This is a genomic window from Streptomyces sp. NPDC055254, from assembly GCF_053606025.1.
Genome location: NZ_JBSGQV010000065.1, coordinates 1 through 17,781, shown reverse-complemented (window position 1 = coordinate 17,781; position 17,781 = coordinate 1). Strand labels below are relative to the sequence as shown.

25 protein-coding genes and 1 tRNA gene are annotated in these 17,781 nt (G+C 69.2%); 8 read left to right on the top strand and 18 right to left on the bottom strand.

The features are described from left to right. The first annotated feature begins 380 nt into the window (after nucleotides 1-380). Entirely contained in the window at nucleotides 381-1,277 is an 897-nt protein-coding gene (locus ACWFQ8_RS32480; protein WP_453789874.1) for a Yip1 family protein, read from the top strand. 90 nt (nucleotides 1,278-1,367) lie between these two features. Here ACWFQ8_RS32480 and ACWFQ8_RS32475 read toward each other — a convergent pair whose 3' ends face one another. Further along, the gene (locus ACWFQ8_RS32475) at nucleotides 1,368-1,865 is read right to left on the bottom strand and encodes a phosphoribosyltransferase (RefSeq protein WP_453789873.1); all 498 of its coding nucleotides are present in this window, start codon (nucleotides 1,863-1,865) and stop codon (nucleotides 1,368-1,370) included. Then, on the bottom strand, nucleotides 1,862-2,449 hold the full coding sequence (gene dcd, locus ACWFQ8_RS32470; protein ID WP_453789872.1) for a dCTP deaminase: 588 nt from the start codon (nucleotides 2,447-2,449) through the stop codon (nucleotides 1,862-1,864). Before dcd ends, ACWFQ8_RS32475 begins: the two co-directional genes overlap by 4 nt. Before the next feature lie 470 nt (nucleotides 2,450-2,919). On the opposite strand from dcd, the gene ACWFQ8_RS32465 reads away from it, so the two are divergent. Beyond that, a tRNA-Gly gene (locus ACWFQ8_RS32465) sits at nucleotides 2,920-2,993 on the top strand. 51 nt (nucleotides 2,994-3,044) lie between these two features. Here the strand turns inward: ACWFQ8_RS32465 and ACWFQ8_RS32460 are convergent. The 12 genes from ACWFQ8_RS32460 to ACWFQ8_RS32405 form a co-directional block, all read right to left on the bottom strand. Further along, on the bottom strand, nucleotides 3,045-4,190 hold the full coding sequence (locus ACWFQ8_RS32460) for a tyrosine-type recombinase/integrase (RefSeq protein ID WP_453789871.1): 1,146 nt from the start codon (nucleotides 4,188-4,190) through the stop codon (nucleotides 3,045-3,047). Next, nucleotides 4,190-4,402: an excisionase family DNA-binding protein gene (locus tag ACWFQ8_RS32455; protein WP_453789870.1), complete on the bottom strand. Its 213-nt coding sequence runs from the start codon at nucleotides 4,400-4,402 to the stop codon at nucleotides 4,190-4,192. Before ACWFQ8_RS32455 ends, ACWFQ8_RS32460 begins: the two co-directional genes overlap by 1 nt. After that, nucleotides 4,395-5,771 carry a replication initiator protein RepSA gene (gene repSA / locus ACWFQ8_RS32450; protein WP_453789869.1) on the bottom strand — a complete coding sequence of 459 codons (1,377 nt, stop codon included), beginning with the start codon at nucleotides 5,769-5,771 and terminating at the stop codon, nucleotides 4,395-4,397. The genes ACWFQ8_RS32455 and repSA overlap by 8 nt, the downstream gene beginning before the upstream one ends. Beyond that, nucleotides 5,768-5,995, bottom strand: a complete 228-nt coding sequence (locus ACWFQ8_RS32445) for a hypothetical protein (protein ID WP_453789868.1) — start codon at nucleotides 5,993-5,995, stop codon at nucleotides 5,768-5,770. Before ACWFQ8_RS32445 ends, repSA begins: the two co-directional genes overlap by 4 nt. Next, complete coding sequence (locus ACWFQ8_RS32440; protein ID WP_453789867.1) at nucleotides 5,995-6,177, bottom strand: hypothetical protein; 183 nt, start codon at nucleotides 6,175-6,177, stop codon at nucleotides 5,995-5,997. The genes ACWFQ8_RS32445 and ACWFQ8_RS32440 overlap by 1 nt, the downstream gene beginning before the upstream one ends. A 90-nt stretch (nucleotides 6,178-6,267) precedes the next feature. Continuing rightward, entirely contained in the window at nucleotides 6,268-6,588 is a 321-nt protein-coding gene (locus ACWFQ8_RS32435) for a SpdD protein (RefSeq protein WP_453789866.1), read from the bottom strand. A 23-nt stretch (nucleotides 6,589-6,611) separates the two neighbouring features. Then, complete coding sequence (locus tag ACWFQ8_RS32430; protein ID WP_107084747.1) at nucleotides 6,612-6,770, bottom strand: hypothetical protein; 159 nt, start codon at nucleotides 6,768-6,770, stop codon at nucleotides 6,612-6,614. Between the two features lie 16 nt (nucleotides 6,771-6,786). Next, nucleotides 6,787-6,978, bottom strand: coding sequence for a mobile element transfer protein (locus tag ACWFQ8_RS32425; RefSeq protein WP_453789865.1), 192 nt, complete (start codon nucleotides 6,976-6,978; stop codon nucleotides 6,787-6,789). A 9-nt stretch (nucleotides 6,979-6,987) separates the two neighbouring features. After that, nucleotides 6,988-7,635: a DUF2637 domain-containing protein gene (locus ACWFQ8_RS32420; protein WP_453789864.1), complete on the bottom strand. Its 648-nt coding sequence runs from the start codon at nucleotides 7,633-7,635 to the stop codon at nucleotides 6,988-6,990. A 77-nt stretch (nucleotides 7,636-7,712) separates the two neighbouring features. After that, on the bottom strand, nucleotides 7,713-9,071 hold the full coding sequence (locus ACWFQ8_RS32415; RefSeq protein WP_453789863.1) for an FtsK/SpoIIIE domain-containing protein: 1,359 nt from the start codon (nucleotides 9,069-9,071) through the stop codon (nucleotides 7,713-7,715). Beyond that, a complete protein-coding gene (locus tag ACWFQ8_RS32410) occupies nucleotides 9,068-9,412 on the bottom strand; it encodes an SCO3933 family regulatory protein (protein ID WP_453789862.1) in 345 nt (114 codons plus the stop codon). Before ACWFQ8_RS32410 ends, ACWFQ8_RS32415 begins: the two co-directional genes overlap by 4 nt. 139 nt (nucleotides 9,413-9,551) lie before the next feature. Beyond that, on the bottom strand, nucleotides 9,552-10,331 hold the full coding sequence (locus tag ACWFQ8_RS32405) for a GntR family transcriptional regulator (RefSeq protein ID WP_453789861.1): 780 nt from the start codon (nucleotides 10,329-10,331) through the stop codon (nucleotides 9,552-9,554). An 18-nt stretch (nucleotides 10,332-10,349) separates the two neighbouring features. On the opposite strand from ACWFQ8_RS32405, the gene ACWFQ8_RS32400 reads away from it, so the two are divergent. From ACWFQ8_RS32400 to ACWFQ8_RS32390, 3 genes are all read left to right on the top strand, one after another. Continuing rightward, nucleotides 10,350-10,820, top strand: coding sequence for an NUDIX hydrolase (locus tag ACWFQ8_RS32400; RefSeq protein WP_453789860.1), 471 nt, complete (start codon nucleotides 10,350-10,352; stop codon nucleotides 10,818-10,820). Beyond that, nucleotides 10,817-11,203: a hypothetical protein gene (locus tag ACWFQ8_RS32395; RefSeq protein WP_453789859.1), complete on the top strand. Its 387-nt coding sequence runs from the start codon at nucleotides 10,817-10,819 to the stop codon at nucleotides 11,201-11,203. The genes ACWFQ8_RS32400 and ACWFQ8_RS32395 overlap by 4 nt, the downstream gene beginning before the upstream one ends. Nucleotides 11,204-11,776: 573 nt before the next feature. Further along, a complete protein-coding gene (locus ACWFQ8_RS32390) occupies nucleotides 11,777-12,541 on the top strand; it encodes a DUF3800 domain-containing protein (RefSeq protein WP_453789858.1) in 765 nt (254 codons plus the stop codon). Nucleotides 12,542-13,512: 971 nt separating this feature from the next. On the opposite strand, the gene ACWFQ8_RS32385 is transcribed toward ACWFQ8_RS32390, so the two are convergent. The 4 genes from ACWFQ8_RS32385 to ACWFQ8_RS32370 form a co-directional block, all read right to left on the bottom strand. Next, nucleotides 13,513-13,773, bottom strand: a complete 261-nt coding sequence (locus ACWFQ8_RS32385; RefSeq protein WP_453789857.1) for a hypothetical protein — start codon at nucleotides 13,771-13,773, stop codon at nucleotides 13,513-13,515. Between the two features lie 14 nt (nucleotides 13,774-13,787). Continuing rightward, the gene (locus ACWFQ8_RS32380; protein WP_453789856.1) at nucleotides 13,788-14,156 is read right to left on the bottom strand and encodes a hypothetical protein; all 369 of its coding nucleotides are present in this window, start codon (nucleotides 14,154-14,156) and stop codon (nucleotides 13,788-13,790) included. Then, nucleotides 14,153-14,419, bottom strand: coding sequence for a hypothetical protein (locus tag ACWFQ8_RS32375; RefSeq protein WP_453789855.1), 267 nt, complete (start codon nucleotides 14,417-14,419; stop codon nucleotides 14,153-14,155). The genes ACWFQ8_RS32380 and ACWFQ8_RS32375 overlap by 4 nt, the downstream gene beginning before the upstream one ends. Before the next feature lie 183 nt (nucleotides 14,420-14,602). Next, complete coding sequence (locus tag ACWFQ8_RS32370; RefSeq protein ID WP_453789854.1) at nucleotides 14,603-15,031, bottom strand: hypothetical protein; 429 nt, start codon at nucleotides 15,029-15,031, stop codon at nucleotides 14,603-14,605. Between the two features lie 170 nt (nucleotides 15,032-15,201). Between ACWFQ8_RS32370 and sigJ the strand changes: the two genes are divergently transcribed. The 3 genes from sigJ to ACWFQ8_RS32355 all read left to right on the top strand — a co-directional run. After that, nucleotides 15,202-16,155, top strand: coding sequence for an RNA polymerase sigma factor SigJ (gene sigJ, locus ACWFQ8_RS32365; protein WP_453789853.1), 954 nt, complete (start codon nucleotides 15,202-15,204; stop codon nucleotides 16,153-16,155). A gap of 466 nt (nucleotides 16,156-16,621) precedes the next feature. Continuing rightward, the gene (locus ACWFQ8_RS32360) at nucleotides 16,622-16,825 is read left to right on the top strand and encodes a cold-shock protein (protein ID WP_453789852.1); all 204 of its coding nucleotides are present in this window, start codon (nucleotides 16,622-16,624) and stop codon (nucleotides 16,823-16,825) included. Nucleotides 16,826-17,059: 234 nt separating this feature from the next. Next, nucleotides 17,060-17,781 (top strand): DEAD/DEAH box helicase (locus ACWFQ8_RS32355; RefSeq protein WP_453789851.1); only part of this gene is annotated, 722 nt, incomplete at its 3' end.

The following is a 17,781-nucleotide window of genomic DNA, read 5'->3' as shown; positions in this document are numbered from 1 at the left end:
ACCACCCCCCAAGACATGCGATCGACAGGGGGAGAAAGTCATGCCAACTCCGGAGGCCGGGCGCCCCATTGCGAGGCAACCAAAACGGTAATGGGGGGGCCGGCCGCTGCCGCGTCCCGGGAACGGCGCCAGTCCTCGCCGTCCGGTCGGCGGCCGGCCTCCCGACCTCGGCCGAGACGCCGTTCGCGGCGTCCGCCCCGCCGGCGCCCCCGCCCGTGCTGACCGGCGTGCGGAGGGGGACCCGACGCCGTCCTGCCGAGGAACAGGGGCGGCGACGGCCCCCCGGAGTCCCCCTAGGGGATGTCACAGGTCAGCCGCAAAGGCCGCGAGTTGGGGCGGCCCGTCCACCCGGACCGTCCGGACCAGGTACGTTCGATCACGTGGCTGGATTCAGGATCGGACGCGGCCGGGACAACAACCGCACCCCGCAACAACCCCCGCGGCAGCAGCCGTACGGTCAGCAGCAACCGCCGCCGTACGGCCAGCAGCCCTACCCTCCCGCCGGACACCCTCCGCAGCAGCAGTGGCCGCAGCAGCAGGCCGCCGCCGGGGGACACGGCGAGCCCGAGTACTTCGACCCGTACGGGCAGCAGCCGCAGGGGCAGCAGCCCCCGTACGGCGCTCCGGGGTACCCGAACGACAACCCCGGGCACACCCGGGCCTTCTCCATCGGCGAGGACCCGTACAGCCAGGGCGAGACCTACCAGGCGGGCGCGCCGAACGCCGCTCCGTCCGGCCCCAGGCTGCCGTGGAAGGAGCTGCTGCGCGGCATCGTCACGCGGCCCGGGCAGACCTTCCTGCAGATGCGCGACTACCCCGTCTGGGGTCCGGCGCTGACCGTGACCTTCCTGTACGGGCTGCTCGCGGTCTTCGGGCTCGACGACGCCCGCGAGGACGCGATCAACGCGACGCTCGCGAAGGCCGTCCCGATCGTCCTGTCGGCCGGCGTGGCCTTCGTGATCTGCGGCCTGCTCCTGGGCGCGGTGACGCACACCCTGGCCCGCCAGCTGGGCGGCGACGGCGCGTGGCAGCCCACGGTCGGACTGTCGATGCTGGTCATGTCCATAACGGACGCGCCGCGCCTGCTGTTCGCGGTGTTCCTCGGCGGCGACAACATGGTCGTACAGGTGCTGGGCTGGGCCACCTGGGTCGCGGCCGGCGCCCTGTTCACCTCGCTCGTCAGCAAGTCGCACGACCTGCCCTGGCCGAAGGCCCTGGGCGCGTCGGCGATCCAGCTGGTCGCCCTGCTCTCGATCATCAAGCTCGGCACGATCTGACCGGGGCGCGGGCGCGCCCCCTCACCCGCACGGCACGAAGGGCCCGTCCTCGCGGATTCCGCGGGGACGGGCCCTTCTCGTGCGGGTGTCTCAGGCGTCGAGGACCTGGCCCTCGCGCTTGACGACGGGCGGCTCGACCGACCAGGGGAAGTTGATCCACTCGTCGGTCTTCTTCCACACGTACTCGCACTTCACGAGGGAGTGGGACTTCTCGTAGACGACGGCGGAGCGCACCTCGGCGACGTGGCCCAGGCAGAAGTCGTGGACCAGCTTGAGGGTCTTCCCGGTGTCGGCCACGTCATCGGCGATGAGGACCTTCTTGTCCGTGAAGTCGATCGCTTCGGGCACGGGCGCCAGCATGACCGGCATCTCCAGCGTGGTCCCGACGCCCGTGTAGAACTCCACGTTCACGAGGTGGATGTTCTTGCAGTCGAGCGCGTAGGCCAGCCCGCCCGCCACGAACACGCCGCCCCGGGCGATGCTGAGGATGATGTCGGGCTCGTAGCCGTCGTCGGCGATGGTCTGCGCCAGCTCGCGCACGGCGCGACCGAACCCTTCGTAGGTCAGGTTCTCGCGTACTTCACTCATGCCTCGTGCCTCACCTGGGTGCGGTGGAAGTTCTGGAAGGAGCGCGAGGCGGTCGGCCCGCGCTGGCCCTGGTACCTGGACCCGTACCGCTCGCTGCCGTACGGGAACTCCGCGGGCGAGCTGAGCCGGAACATGCACAGCTGGCCGATCTTCATCCCCGGCCACAGCTTGATCGGCAGCGTGGCGAGATTCGAGAGCTCCAGGGTCACGTGGCCCGAGAACCCGGGGTCGATGAACCCGGCGGTCGAATGCGTCACGAGGCCGAGCCGGCCGAGGCTGGACTTCCCCTCCAGCCTGGAGGCGATGTCGTCGGGGAGCGAGACGACCTCGTACGTCGACGCGAGGACGAACTCACCCGGATGCAGGATGAACGCCTCGTCGCCCTCGGGCTCGACCATGCGGGTCAGGTCGGGCTGCTCGACGGCGGGGTCGATGTGCGCGTAGCGGTGATTCTCGAACACCCGGAAGAACCGGTCGAGACGTACATCGATGCTGGAGGGCTGCACCATCGACTCGTCGAAGGGGTCGATGCGAACCCGTCCGCTGTCGATCTCGGCCCGGATGTCTTTGTCAGAGAGAAGCACGTCCCGAGGATACGCAGTGCGCGCGGGCCACCCCCAATCGAGAGCGGCGACCGCGCGCCCCTGTCCTGCTGCTGCCCGGCTGGCTACCGCTTGACGCCCCCGACGGGCACGGCCCGCCGCAGCCGCGCACACCGCGGACACCGCAGCAGCCGCCCCGGCCCGATCCGACCGGCACCGAGGTGCTGCAGCGGGAACCGGGCGGTACTGAACACGTGCCCTTCGGCACAACGGACGACGGTGTGCTCCATCGAGTCCCTTTCCCCACGAGCTGTACTGCGACGAATCGCCACATTAGGGGATGATCACGACCCGCTCCAGCCGCCACTCCACACCCAACGGTACGCCCCAACTCCCGCCCCCACACGCGTCGGTGCATGCCACATACGACGACGACCCCACGACGGATTCGCCGGGGGTCGATCATGGGGTAGAGTGAGCGACGATACGACTCCGGGCAACCGGAGCGTCGCGCGGATGTAGTTTAATGGTAGAACATGAGCTTCCCAAGCTTATAGCGCGGGTTCGATTCCCGTCATCCGCTCCACACCAAAGCCCCAGGTCAGCGACCTGGGGCTTTCGCGTTGACTAGACCTTTCTATTGGTCCCGTGCCACATCCGTGCCAGAAGCCTGAGCACGCAGCGCCTGCACCCGGGCATCGATGCCGGCAGCCACTTCCTTCTGCCGGGCCAGGTTCGAGTGCTGGTAGATCATGGCCGCCTTCTCCGAAGACTGGCCGGCCCGCACCATCGTGTCCTTGAGAGTGGCGCCCGACTGCGTGGACAGGGTGTGTCCGGTGTGACGAAGGTCGTAGAGCGTGAAGCCGTCCGGCAGTCCGACTTTCTTACGGGCCTTCTTCCACTGCCGTCCAAAGGTCGTCCGCCGGAAGGGGGCGCCCCGCTCCCCCACGAAGAGCAGACCGTCCGGCTCTTGCTCCGCGTACAGGCCCATATGGAGTTTGAGATCACCCTTCATGAACTCCGGCAGGACGATAAACCTCTTGCCCGCCTCGGACTTGGTGTCGCCGGGGGCCCGCTTGCCGCTGTTCAGCTCGGGCTCGGCGGAGCGGACCCAGACGCCGTTGTTGAGCAGGTCGACGTCATGGCGCCGCAGGGCCGCCTGCTCCTCGGGCCGGGCGGGCCCGTAGGCCGCGATGTAGACGAGCAGTCGCCAGCGTGCGCCCAGCTCCCGGGCCAGCGCGTCGACCTGCTCGACGGTGGCAGTCGGCCGCTCGGCCGGAGATTCCTTCCCCGCGCCCTTGACCCGGCACGGGTTCCGGCGGATCAACTCGTCGTCGGCAGCCGTCCCCATGATCGCTTTCAGGAGCCGGTAAGTCTTCGCCACGGTCGTGGCCCCGGTCGCCTTGAGCCGTTCGGTCCGCCAGGCACGGACGCGGGGCGGGGTGATCTCGTCAAGATCGAGGTCCTCGAAGGTCGGCAGGAGGTGCAGCCGGAGCAGCCGCCGGTACAGCTCATCGGTGGTTGCTGCGAGCCCCCTCTCCTCGATCCAGAGGAGCGCATACTCCGCGAAGTTGACGGCTCCGGCGTCCGGGTCCCGCCAGTCCCCTTTCTTGATCTCCGTCTGCTTCTCGGCGAGCCAGTCGTCCGCGTCCCTAGTCGTTGCGAACGTCTCCGGTGCCGGGCGCATCACGCCGTCGGGTCCGGGGTAGCGGGCCTGGATCCGACCGGACGGCAGCTTACGGATGGCTCCGAACCGGCGCCGCCTGCCCTTGCTGTTGGCCATCAGGCAGCCCTCCGGAAGCGGGACCGCTGCGGGCGACGCGGCTCGACGGTGTGCGCGGTGATGTACTCCTGCACCGCGCTCTCCGGTATCCGCACGTGGGTGCCGACCTTGACGTACCGGATTCGCCGCTCGGCGACCAAGCGGCGGGGGAACCGCACCGTGGTGCCGAGCAGTTCGGCGACCTGGACGACGCTGAGGAAACGCTCATTCATGCTGCTCTCCTTGCAGGGCTTCGCGGGCGGTCAGGCGGTTCAGCTGTATGTCCCGGGCGATGGTGGCGGCGAGGACCGACTCCCCCGGGCCGTGTCCGTGGCCGGCGTACTGCCAGGAGGCGAGGACGAGCACGGTGTCCGGCTCGGTGTCGGTGAGGCCGCGGGCTTCGCGTTCCTGGGCGGCGCGGTAGTCGGCGCGGGTCTGGCGGAGGGCGCCAAGGGTGGTGGAGTACTGGCGGGACTTGGTGGAGAAGTGGCCGCGGAAGCCGAGCATGTGCGACCAGGCGGCGAGGCGGCGGTCCGGGTACAGCGGGTCCAGGTCGAGGCAGGCCCCGATCAGGCGGACGGTGTGGTCCGGGACATCGAGGAGGACCAGGGCTTCGCGGTTGCCGATCCGGCGGTCGAGGGTGCCGGTGTTCTCGGCGGCCTTCGTGGCGTACTTGGCCACGTACGAGGCGACCGCCTGCTCCGTGATGGCGGAGCCGTCCCCGAAGGCGTTGATGGGGCGTACGTCGAGCTGGGTGCCCCAGCGGAAGGTGCGGGCGGGCTGGTCGGCGACGGCCGGGACGGACACCGAGGTGTAGGCGTGGGCGACGGCCGCGCGGATCGTGCGGTCGAGGAGTTCCGTGCTGGCCCAGGAGGGCGGCGGGCTGGACGGGCCGACGGGTCCGTCTATGCGGATGACGGCGTGGAAGTGGATGGCTCCGCGCTTCTGGAACTCGGCGACCTTGCCGTAGGAGATCCGAGCTTCCTCCCTCAGCTCGCGCTGCGTCAGTCCGGCGTACGCGGCGATTTCGCGGCGCAGGCGGGTTGTGAACCGCTGCCAGAGCTGTCCGGCGTGATTGTTGAAGAGGACGGCGGCGGCGTAGTCGTAGGTGGCCGGGTCGAGGGCGGTGCCCAGTTCGGGGGCGTCTTCCTGGTGGTGCTGGCCGCAGCGGCAGGGGCGGCCGGCGGGGCGGTTGTGGACCGGGCCGAAGGACGGGGCGGTGAGGGTGGCGAAGACGCGGGGGTGCTCGCGGACGGTGGTCGGGATGTCGCGGCGGTCGTCTCCGGCGAGTCCGGCGCGGATCAGGTGGTAGGTGTCGCCGGAGTACGTCCAGGCGCAGGCGGGGCAGCGGGAGGCGCGGCGGTTGCCGCAGGCGATGCGGAGGCGAGCGCCGGGTTCGTCTTCGGTGGAGTAGCGGTGCAGGGTCTCGCCGGTGGTCTTGTCCTTGGCGACGGTCCAGCCGGTGATGTGGACGGGGTCGGAGCAGCCCCCGGCGCGGCGGATCTGATCTTCCCAGCGGGCGTAACCGGGAGCCCCGGCCACCCTCAGCATGTCGCCGAGGAGGCCGGGATCCAGGTCCGCGAAGGTCGCGGACTGAGTCACCAGCGTCGCCCCCGCTTCGGGGTGTTGGCGTCGCTGGACGACGGGCCGGACGCGGGCCCGTTGCGGCCGTTCCGCGAGCCGGGAGAGCGGCCGGAGTCGTGCTTCGCGTGGGCTTCGGTGACGCGCTCCTGGTGGCGGGCCTCGCCGGTCATGTTGTCGTAGACCTGGTCCATGTCGCGGTCGTACGGGTCGTCCCCGTAGGTCCGGCGGGTGAAGATCCCCATTACGCGGTCACCCCCGCACGCTTGGTGCCGATGACCGTGCCAGTGCCCTGGCAGGCGTAGCAGTGCGCGGTGATGGTGCGCCGGGCGCCGGTGCGGTCGTGGCCGCCGAGGGTGATGGCGACGGCGGCGAAGCCGGTGCAGTCCGGGCAGACCCTGATGGGCCTGACGGTGTGCTGGGCCATGATGGTGCTTCCTTCCGGTTTCTTTGGATCGGGTGGGAGCGCGGCGCCGGGACGGCGGAAACTTGGCGGTTGAGGCCGTCCCGGGGCCGGTCAACGGCTCTTGAACTCCTGGCGCAGGGAGCGGACGAGGAAGAGCAGGACGACGGCGCTGACGGACAGAGCGACCGCGGTGACGGCGACGGCCAGGAGCAGCGAGACCGCTACGGAGGCCAGGGCGAGGACTCCGGCGACTCCGCCGGCGGCGAGGGCGAGCGCGGTACCGGGCGAGTTCTGGACCAGGCCGCCGAAGACGGTCGGTGCCTTGGCGGGGGCCGGGGCCGGCGCGGGCATCGCGTACTCGGTGGGCGCCGGGGTGGGGCGGATGGTTGCCGGGGTGTAGGTGTCGGGGCTGGGGTACTTGGGCTTGAACACGGCTGTTCTCCTTCCGGGGCGGACTACTTGTTGATCGCGGTGTCGATGGCGGGGGCGAGGAAGCTGTCCGCGAGGAGGAAGCCGCCGAGGAGGATCACGGCGACGAGCCACCAGGGCGGGCGGATGAGCTTCACGCCGAGGACTCCGACAGCGAGGAGGGCGAACCACAGCGGTACGTCCATGACGTGGCCTTTCGGGTCAGCTGACGCGGCAGCGGTGGGAGCGGGCGGCGAGCTGGGCGGCGGTCGAGGAGCTGTAGTCGGAGGACCAGCCGCAGGCGTCGGCGGTGCACACGGCGGAGTCCTTGGTGCGGCCGTGCCGGTCGCGGTAGGTGCCGATCTGAACGGGGCCGATCTTCATCAGTGAGCGGAAGTTGATCCGGGCGGGCATCGGGCCTCCTCAGGTGAGCTGGGCGGCGATGGCCTCAGCCATCGGGGACGGGACGCCGAGCCGGGCGCGCAGGGTCTCGGTGTCGATGTCCGAGCCGGTACGGGTGCGGTGATCGGCGGCGATCTTCTGGGCGTGGGCGACGAGGGCGGGCGGAGCGGTGACCGCGGGTGCGGGTACCGGGGCCGGAGGGGGGAGGGCAGGAGCCGGGGCGGCCTGTACGCCGGGTTCTGTCTCCCGCTCGACCACGGGCCGGGGCGCCGGGGCGGGCTCCGGATCGCTGGGCGGCGTAGGCCGGTGGACCAGGAGCGTGCCGCCGAGGAACGCGAGTGCGGGCCATCCGGCGACGAGGATCCGGAGCCAGTCCGGGACGTCGCCCAGGTCTAGGAGGCCGGCGGTCGCGACGTTCGCGCCGAGCGAGGCCGCCAAGGCGACGGCGAACCAGGACCAGGCCGAGCGCGAGGGCTCTCCCGCTTCCCGCAGGGTGCGCAGGCGGTGCCAGGAGGCGACGAGGAGCAGGTCCACGCTGATCGGGTAGGCCCAGGCTTTCCAGCCGTGCTGTCCGGCCGCTTCGGCGAGGTCGTGCAGGTGGGCGAAGGAGAGGGCTCCGGCGATGACGGCCTGGACGAGGACGGCGTCCGGGCGGACCAGGCGGGTCATGGTCTTCACCTCGTTTCAGGCATGGGTCGGGTAGGGACGTGGCGCGGGAGGCCGCGCCGACCGGGTGGGCCAGGTGCTTAGAAGGCACCTGCTGTAGCGCTCTTCGGCTGGACCTTGCCGACGAGGACGCGTACCGGGAGCGCGGGCCGGAAGCGCTCCAGCTCCGGGATGCTCGGGGTGCGGTGCGCGTGGGCGTTGCAGGTGTCCACGGCCTGGCGGAGCGTCGTGTGCGGGGCCCGGATACGGGACCAGCCGCCAGAGGAGTCGCCGGCCACGGCGGTGCCGGGGCGATCCCTGCCGATCTGGACGGCGGCGAGGACGGCGTCCGGGGAGATGTCTCCGAAGGCCATGTTCGCGGAGGTCTCGTCGTTGACGCGGTGGGCGGTGCGGCCGGTGAGCTGGGCGCGGAGCATGGTGATCCCCTTGCCGAGTTCCGAGCCGAAGCGCTGGCCGCAGATCTCCAGGTAGATGCCGGCGGCGCGGCCGAGCTGAGCGAGGCGGACGAGGTCGGTGATGATCCGATCTCGCCGGGCTTCGTCGGCCTTGACCGCGGCGAGGGCAAGCTCCGCGACTTCGTCCACCAGGAGCACGACGGGTACGGGACGGAGGTGCGCGGGGAGGTCCCAGATATCGGCCGTGATCTCCGCATCCGGCAGACCGACGCTGATGCGCTGTTCGGCCCGGATGACTTCGTAGACGCGGCCCATGTACTGGACGAGCGCGGCCAGCAGCTCAGCCGCTTCGATCGGGTTGTCGGCCAGGGCGGTGAACCGGGCGGCCAGCGGCGAGAGTTCGACGCCGTTCTTGCAGTCGATGCCGACCAGGGCGACGTTCCTCGGTGCGAGCCCGGCGACAAGCGTGCGCTGATAGACGGACTTCCCGGACTGGGTCGCGCCGACGTTCAGGGCGTGCGGAACCTGCCGGTAGTCGCGGTGATGAACCTCCCCGTCCTCCCGAAGGGCCACCGGCACCCGGAGCACCCCGTCAGGGACAGCGGCCGGCATGCGCACCCGTTTGAGTACGTCGTATCCGGTCATCCGCAGCTCTACGACGCCGGAGCGGATCTCTCGCGAGACGACGTTGTGGAGGGCGAAGGAGTGCCGTAGCCGGTCGGAGGAGGCGGAGAAGTCGAACGCGTCTTGTCCGGGCCGGAGTTTCAGCCGCAGGACCAGGCCGGTCGAGGTGGGCCGAAGCCGCAGAATCCGCGGCGAACGGTCGTCGGGCGCCGGGCGGTTGGTGACCCGGGCGAGCGTCAGCCGCCAGCGGGCGGGCGGGACGGTGAGTCCGCAGGCGTCCATCACCGAGCGGTAGCGGATGAGGACGCGGATCGTCGCGAAGGTGACCCCGAAGGTCAACCAGTACCAGGTGGGCCGTAGCCAGCGCAGGAGGAGCGCGACGGCCGGGACCACCAGCAGCGTGACCCATAAGGCGTTCACGCTCGGCCCTCCTTGGCCAGCGAGGTGACGGCGACGGCGCGGAAGCTGATCCCGTGGCGCTTCTGGCCGTTGAACTCGTTCTCCCACGGGCGGGCGACCAGACCGGTCAGTGCGACCGAGGTCCCCATCACCAGGTCACCCGTGATGCCCGGGGCCGGGACCACGATGGACAGAACTTCCGCCTCGCCGTTCGCGGCGAAGAGCACGTCCACCGTCATCATCTGGGCGCCCGTCTCGGCATCGGTAGCGACCTCACCGGTGCGGCGGTCCTTGATCTTCACGACCGGGGGCTGGGCCACCATCACCAGGGCGGCGGAGGTGTCGACGGGAATCTGACGCACAGCAGATCACTCCTCTACAGAGGCTGGACTCCGTCACTCCTGTATAGGAGTGACATGAAGAAGAGTGCCTGACTCCTATACATGAGTCAACCCGCCGCGAAGAGAAACTCGCAGCGGGCTGTGGGGAGTTGAGCGGGCGTCAGTCGCGCGCGGGGATCCGGTACTCGAAGACGAACTGGTCAGCGGCCATGAGGGTGTCGCAGACCTCCACCACTCGGCCTTCCTCCGTGACTGCGTCGCGGAGCAGGTGCACCACCGGGGCGCCGGGGCTAAGAGACAGCTCGGTCGCCTCAGCCTTGGCGGCCGGCCGGGCCTGGAGGGTCTCCACGTACTCGGCGAAGACGTGACCGTGATCCTCCAGTCGCGCATAGATACCGCCGGGCCCGGGGTTCTCGGCGAACAGCTCCGGGATGTCCTTCACGACGTCCCAGGGCAGGTACGAGGTAGCCGTCTCCACCGGCGTCCCGTTCCGGAAGTACAGCCGCCGTCGGGCCAGCACCTGAGTCCCCGCGGTGACCGCGAGCCGCTCCGCGATCTCCTCCGGCGCCTCCACGGGCCCGATGAATAGCACGCTCACCTTGGCCTCGGCCCCGGACTGGGCGGACTCGGCGAGGTACGCAGCCCTGCCCTCCTGCCGGTGCGTACGCCGAAAGCGGTCCGAGGACCGGTGCCGTACCGGCGGCCGGGCCTTCACCAGCGAACCCTTACCGTGCCGCGTCTCTACCAGGCCGCTCGCGCGGACTTCCACCATGGCTTTGCGGATCGTCCCGCCGGCCACGCCGTAGCGCTCCACGAGCTCGGACTCGCTCGGCACCATGTCGCCGGGAGCCAGCACCCCGGCGCGGATCTGCTGGACGATGTCGTCGGCGATCTGTACGTACCGAGGTACGGCCCTGCCACCTCCTACTGCGGTTCCCATAGTCCTTCTCTTCCTCCTATGCTCCTGTACATGAGTACGGGTTCCCCGCAGCACAAGTCAACGCCACTGCACTCCGTGTCCGTAGCCGGGGCAGTGCTGCGCGAGGACGGCCGGCTCCTGGCGATCCGTCGGGCGGACAACGGGGCTTGGGAACTGCCGGGCGGAGTCCTCGAACTCACGGAATCTCCGGAAGCCGGCGTCCGCCGCGAGGTCCTGGAGGAGACGGGCATCGCGGTCGAGGTCGAGGGACTAACCGGGGTCTACAAGAACACGTCCCGAGGCATCGTCGCCCTGGTCTTCCGCTGCAAGCCGTCCGGCGGAACCGAGCGCACCTCGGAGGAATCGACCGCGGTCGCGTGGCTCACGCCGAAGGAAGTGTCCGAGCAGATGTCCGAGGTCTTCGCGATCCGCCTCCTGGACGCCCTGGACGACGCGGGCCCCCACGTCCGCAGCCACGACGGCCGCCACCTGAACAGCGTCTCGGCGTGAGCGCGGCAGAGCCGGAGCGACGGAAACCAAGACACCCCAACGAGCTCAGCGACGTCTACGACTTTTTGAACGAGATACGGCTACGGCCCGGCATGTGGGTACGCAGCAGCTCTGTCCTGCACCTCGACTCCATGCTCACCGGATTCTGGGTTGCCGTGCAGATCCATGACGCCCAGGGCGAATGGGACTTCCACCACCTTGGCCCGTTCAGCACGTGGTTGTGGCCGCGACTGGGCATGAAGTACCCGAGTGCCCTCGGTTGGGCAACGGAGATCGAGCGGGCAGCCAAGGGCGAGGGCAAGCCCGGCATGGAGCTGTTCTTCGAGCTGCTGGACGAGTTCCGAGCTGAGCAGACTGACGCCAGCCTCTCAGAGGCGCGGTAAGAGTTTCCCTACTTCATCAAGGCACCCGCCGCGCACGGCGCGGCGAGCGCGCCCGTCGCCCGGGCCTGCGCTCCTGTCTGCGCCCCGCTCCAGCCCGGGCGCCGGCCGCGCGCCAACGGCACGGGTCTGATGGTGAGAACCACATCGGCCCCGACCGCCGACCAGCTCAGGTCAAAGAGATGCCTCCGGCGGGGGCGCTCCGACTCCGGGATGGCCGGGGCGCCGTACGCGGGTGCCGGTGCGTTGTGGTGCGTGTGGGGGCTCCCATCCCGCCTGCCATCGACCCAGGCGAGCCGAGCAGACGCGGGTCCTGGCGTCCAGGTCGTTCGTACAGTGGCGCGCTCCACCTGGACGCCAGGACCCGCGTCCGCTCCACATACGTGTGGGTCGACGGCAGACGGGATGAGAGCTGGGGTGGCTGCTGCGAAGTGCCCATGTTGACGTGCAGCCACCCCATGGAACCCAACATCTTGTGGTGGAAAGAAAAAAGACCACTACATCTAGTAGTGGCCGAGAGGTGGCTGGTGTAACTTACTGCTAACCGCCCGTCATATGCTACTCCGAAGGGGTGAGATGCCCACACGCCAGCTTGTCAGGGCATATATAGACGAGACCGGTGATCGCGGTCTCTCGGCCTCGGCATCTCCGTACTTCTCCTTCGCGGCTCTGCTCATCGCCGATGAGCAGGAAGCCAACATGCGTGCGGCTATGTCCCAACTTCGCCGCGACTTGAAGGTCCCGCCCGGCAAGGCCTTGCACTGGAAGGACCATGTGAAGGTCTTTCCGCGCCGTCAGTACGTGGCAGGTACGTTGGCGCGACTCGACCACGTCAAGATTGTCTATGTCGTGGTGGAGAAGGCGGCCATCCCTGCCCATGCCGGCATGCGGCAAGACCAGGTGCTCTTCTATAACTTCGCGGCCGGCATCACGTTGGAGCGGCTGCTCCTTGCGGCAGGGCACTGGGAGGGAGGGACGCGGGACCTCGTGGTGAAGTTTGGGCATGTCCGCGGGTTCGATCACCGCACCACCTGTGACTACTTCAAGCTCAAGCCGGAGAGGAGTCCAAGCTACGTGCCTTGGCGCCTCTTGCGTGGGCAGCCGACGTTCGAAGACCAAGCCACATGGGATGGGTTGCAGGCCGCTGATCAGTACGCTGGCATGCTGAGCGCAGCGATACGCCGCGACGGGTATGGGGGGTATGAACCTGCCCATCTACTCGCTGTGCGCCACCAACTGCGGAGAGACGGACGAGGTTCTAGCCGTAACTACGGCTTCAAGATCCTGGGCAACGAAGCAACCTTCACGTCGCTCCCCTGGTGGCCATCTGCAGGGCTCTAGGCACGAAGAAGGACCACCTAGGAGGTCCGGGGCGCTTCAACCGAAGGATCGGAAGGGTCTGGCAGCAGACCAAGCGTTCTCCCCGCGACCACTTAGGTGGTCCTTGCTTAGCCTCTACCTTATCGGGTTCGTGGGTGCGTGCCCACCCGTTGGCGGTGTCGTTACGCGCCACTTTCGGACATGCGGCGCCTCCGGGATGAAGCCCCATCGCTACCGTTCGCCTCTTCAGCTGACTGGCGAGGCCCATGGGGCTGTGGGCCGTCCCTGGGCCGTGGAGCAGTGACCGAGCCTGACCAACGGTGACAGCAGCTGACTGCTCGACCGCAGGTCAGAGGGGTGAACCGGGGAAAGCCCAGGTTGGAGCAAGAACCAGGGCAAGAAGCAAACCAGGTCGGGCCCACCCCAGTACGCCCGCTGACGGAGAGGGGAGTCTATGGAATGGCTCGGGTACACGTTCGTCGCTCTGGTCTGGGGTGTACTCGTTGTCGCCTTGCTTGCGGGGGCGGTAGCAGTGGGCGCTGTGGTGCGCTGGCGGCGGAAGGCCATAGCGGCTATGGAGCGCGCGGAGCGGCAGGCGGGCGTACAGCAGTTGGGTACCGCAACCGCAGCAATTAATGGCGGCCAGTAGTACCCCTGGGAGGGTTCCGGGCGGCCGGTATGACCCTCGCTGACCGGTCTGGCTAGAGCTACGGACCAGAAGGCTTGCCCGTGCCAGACGCGTGCCAGGTGGGACGGGGAACAACGGTCAACGGCGGGTGCCAGGAAGAGCATCAGCGTTCGCCCTGGCACCCGTTTCCGCTGGTCAACAGCCGGATGAAGCGCGGAAGATCGGTGATTCCCAAGCTTATAGCGCGGGTTCGATTCCCGTCATCCGCTCCACACCAAAGCCCCAGGTCAGCGACCTGGGGCTTCTTTGTTGCCCAGGCCTTCCTGGCGCCGCGCACCACCCCCGCACCACATGCCCTTGTGTGTCAGAGCAAGTGCGGCGGCGGTACGACCAGGACCACGGCCAAGAGGCGCGGCCTCATCCGCGGAAGCGCCTGGGTCTCGAACCACCCGCCAGAGGGGAGCATGTGACGGCGAGCCGTACCGGGGGTGGGGTCGCCGAGTCCGGACGGGGCGATGCCGAGGTTGGCCAGCTCGACGATCTGGTCCGCGACGGCCGTCACTTCATCGCGCACAACTTTCGGGTAGCCCACCTCGTCCTCGGCGTGGAACGCGTACTCCCACACCCAGCGGTCGTCGGTCAGCGGGCGGCCCCGTCAGCGGCACGGAGGCCGGCCTCGGCTGCGGCGGCCCTGCGGATGCGGCTGATCTCGGCGGCGATGTCTCGGGCCCGGCCGAGGTCGGTGACCTCTCCGGCGCGGGCCTCCAGCACGTGGAGTCGGGCGGCGGTCTCCGTGTGTCGGGCAATGGCCACCTCAACGGCCCACGCCTCCGTGAACGTGCGGAGGGGAATGGCGGAAACCTCGGCGCGCGCGCGGGCGGTGCTGGCTGCGCGATCGCGGTCGAATTCGGCGAGCAACTGCGGGGCTACCTGGGCGAGGGCAGCGCGGATCGCCTCGGGCTGAGCGGGCGGCTGCGGGACAGTGGACGGCTGGGGCGCGGTACTCATGCGGCTTCGGTCCTCTCCGCCTGGTCAAGTTCGCCCGCACGGTAGGCGTTGGCAAGGGTGGTGACGTGCTGGCGGGACCAGCCGACGCGGCGGCCTGCCGCAGCCTTCTGCCCGTAGCGGTCGGCGGAGCCGATCCGGCCCACCGTGTGATTGAGGTGCGCCTGCGCCCGCGCAAGAGCCTGCTCGGCCCGGCGGACGGCCTTGAGGGCGTCGTCCAGGTCGGCCTTCTCGTCGTCGGTCAGAGGTTCACTGGCGGCTCGCACAGCCCGAGCATAAACCGTCACCCCGGTTTGACGCTATGCGATCTGCCGCTGGAGGACCGAACCGAGAGGAGCGACGCGCCATAGAAGTGGGTGGACGATGAGCCCTGTAGCGCACGAACGCTGGGAGCCCAGGGGTTACCCCACGGCAGACAGGAGTCGTGCGAAGCCGTGGGCCGGGCTTGCTCAGGCGTCCCGCGCCATCTGCGCACCCGGCCGGGTGCCTGAGCGCTTCGGCCCGCGGGTGCGCGGTGCCTGGCCCAGCGCCAGCAGGCTCAGGCCGAACATCAGGACTCCCAGGGGGACATGGAGCGACGGTATGTGCGCGATGCCCAGCGCCACCTGGACCGAAGCGAGTACGAGGAAGCCGGCCGCGTACAGGACGGGGCGCGGCGAACCGCCGCCCGGCCGCCACGCCAGGAACGCGGCGAGCACGTACAGCATCGATGCGCCGTACATCACCTTCGACCCGGCGTCGTGCAGTACGAGGCCGTGGGACGAGGACAGCAGCAGTCCGGCGGTGACCGCCTGGAAGAAGAGGGCCAAGGTCTGCAGGGCGATCGCGACCTGCAGGAACGTGAGTCTGCGCGGTACTGCCGTCGTCGGTGTGGCCATGACGCGGTCCCCTCTTCCGCCTCACGGCGGTGGATCGGTAGTGTCTCGCCAGTCCGACGACGTAGGCCCGGGAAATGTGAGGCGAGGCACCGGCCTCGCCATTCGACGCGGTGTTCCGTCGAAGCGTCGGGAGCGGAATCGGACGAGTAGAACCAGGGAGCGTCGCGACCATGAGCACCCCGTCCGAGCCAGGGCGTGACCGGTCCGAGCCGGGCCTGAGCGCGATCGTCGGCGAGCGGCGTCAGCTGATCAATCTTGCCTACCGGCTGCTCGGTTCGCTGGCCGAGGCCGAGGACGCCGTACAGGAGACCTACACCCGCTGGTACGCGATGTCGCGGCAACGGCAGGAGGCCATCGAATCGCCCGGCGCCTGGCTGACGACGGTGGCCAGCCGCATCTGCCTGGACACGCTCGGCTCGGCGCGGGCCCGGCGCGAGCGCTACGTCGGCACATGGATACCCGAGCCGCTGCCCGACCCTACGGAGTGGATCAGCGGGGCGGCGAGCGGCGGCAGGGCCGAGCCGGCCGACCCCGCCGACCGGATCACCCTGGACGAGTCGGTGAGCATGGCCTTCCTCGTCGTACTGGAATCGATGACGCCGGCCGAACGCGTGGCGTTCATCCTGCACGACGTCTTCCGCTACCCCTTCGCCGAGATCGCCGAGATCGTCGGCCGGACGCCCGCGGCCTGCAGGCAGCTGGCGTCCTCGGCCCGTCGACGTATTCGCACCGGACGGGCACCTGCGGTCCAGACGGCCGGGCAGGCCGGTCTGGTGCGGCATTTCAAGGAGGCGTGGGAGGCCGGGGACATCGAGGCCCTCGTCGGCCTCCTCGATCCCGACGCCACGATGACCGCCGACGGCGGCGGCCTGGTCGGCACGGTCCTGCGACCGGTCGAGGGCAGCGAGCGCATCGCCCAGTACTTGATCCACATCGCCGACAAAGCCCCTGGGCTCACGCTCCTGGAGCGGACGGTCAACGGCCTGCCCGGGCTGGTCGCCCAGCACGCCGGCGTCACCGTGACCGTGGCGGCGTTCAGCCTCGCCGGCGGCCGCATCACTCGCGTGTGGGCGGTCCGCAACCCGGAGAAACTCCGTCCGTGGACCGAGTACGGACAGAGCTGACCGGGCGCCATGGATCTGATCACGCGCTCCGCTCCGGATTCATCGCAACGTGAGCCGCGCCATGGAAGCCCCAGGTCGGCGACCTGGGGCTGGTTTGCCGTCCGGACGTTTCCCGGCGTCGCGGACCACGCCCGAGTTCGCGGCGGCCGTCCCGACGCTGTGGCCGGGACGGAGCAATACCTGTCCCGGCGGTGGAAGGATTTAACAGACCCCGCGCGGAGAGTTTCTTTTCGAAGCGCAGAGAGCGGAAATTTCTGACGTACGCGGGCCACAGCCGCGTGCTACTGTCGTTCTCGGTTGCAGTTTTGGTACCCAAAAACTTCAAGCGTCTTCAGTCGGTCGGCCTCGCCCCACACACACCGAAGCGCTTCATATTTCCGGGGAATTTTCCGGACGGGGCATCATCGCGGCGACGCGGTGTCCGCACAGGGCGGATACCGGTGCACTGCCCCAAAGGAGATATGACATGGCTGCTGGCACCGTGAAGTGGTTCAACGCGGCCAAGGGCTTCGGCTTCATCGAGCAGGACGGCGGCGGCGACGACGTGTTCGCCCACTTCTCGAACATCGCCGCCCAGGGTTTCCGCGAACTGATCGAAGGCCAGAAGGTCACCTTCGACATCGCACAGGGCCAGAAGGGCCCGACGGCCGAGAACATCGTTCCCGCCTGACGCTGACGCGCATTGTGTAGCTGGGGCCCGCATCCCTCGGGGTGCGGGCCCCAGCTGCGTACATTTCCCCGCAGTGTTTTACCTGCGGTCCCCATTTCAGCGCCTGAACCCGCACAGATTTCGTGTCGGGGCAGCTGCGCTTTCGCATTCCATTCGGCCCGTTCTCGTGATTCCCCGTGCTGCTCTGCCGCAGCGGGAATTCCTTGGTACGCGCCGTATCAAGGAAGGTTCTGAATGAACCCCACACGTACGAACGACCGTTCCTCCCGCACCCGCAGCCGCACCGGCGGTCCTGCTTTCGGCACGGGATCCGGTTCGGGTCGGGGGAGCCGATTCGGCTCGTCCACCCCGAGCCGTTCCGGTGGTTCCGGGCGTTCGGGTGGTTACGGCCGTCGGCCCGCCGCTGTCCAGGGCGAGTTCGCCCTCCCGAAGACGATCACTCCCGCGCTGCCCGCGGTCGAGGCCTTCGCCGACCTGGACATGCCCGCCGAACTCCTCGCCGCACTCACCACCCAAGGCATGAGCGTGCCCTTCCCCATCCAGGGCGCCACCCTCCCCAACTCCCTCGCCGGACGCGACGTCCTGGGCCGCGGACGCACCGGCTCCGGCAAAACCCTCGCCTTCGGCCTCGCACTCCTGGCCCGCACCGCCGGACAACGCGCCGAACCCCGCCAACCCCTCGCGCTGATCCTCGTCCCCACACGCGAACTCGCCCAACAGGTCACCGACGCCCTCACCCCCTACGCCCGCGCCGTCAAACTGCGCCTGACCACCGTCGTCGGCGGCATGTCGATCGGCAAGCAGGCCGGCTCACTACGCGCAGGCGCCGAAGTCGTCGTCGCCACACCCGGACGCCTCAAAGACCTCATCGACCGCGGCGACTGCCGACTCAACCAAGTCGCGATCACCGTCCTCGACGAAGCCGACCAAATGGCAGACATGGGCTTCATGCCCCA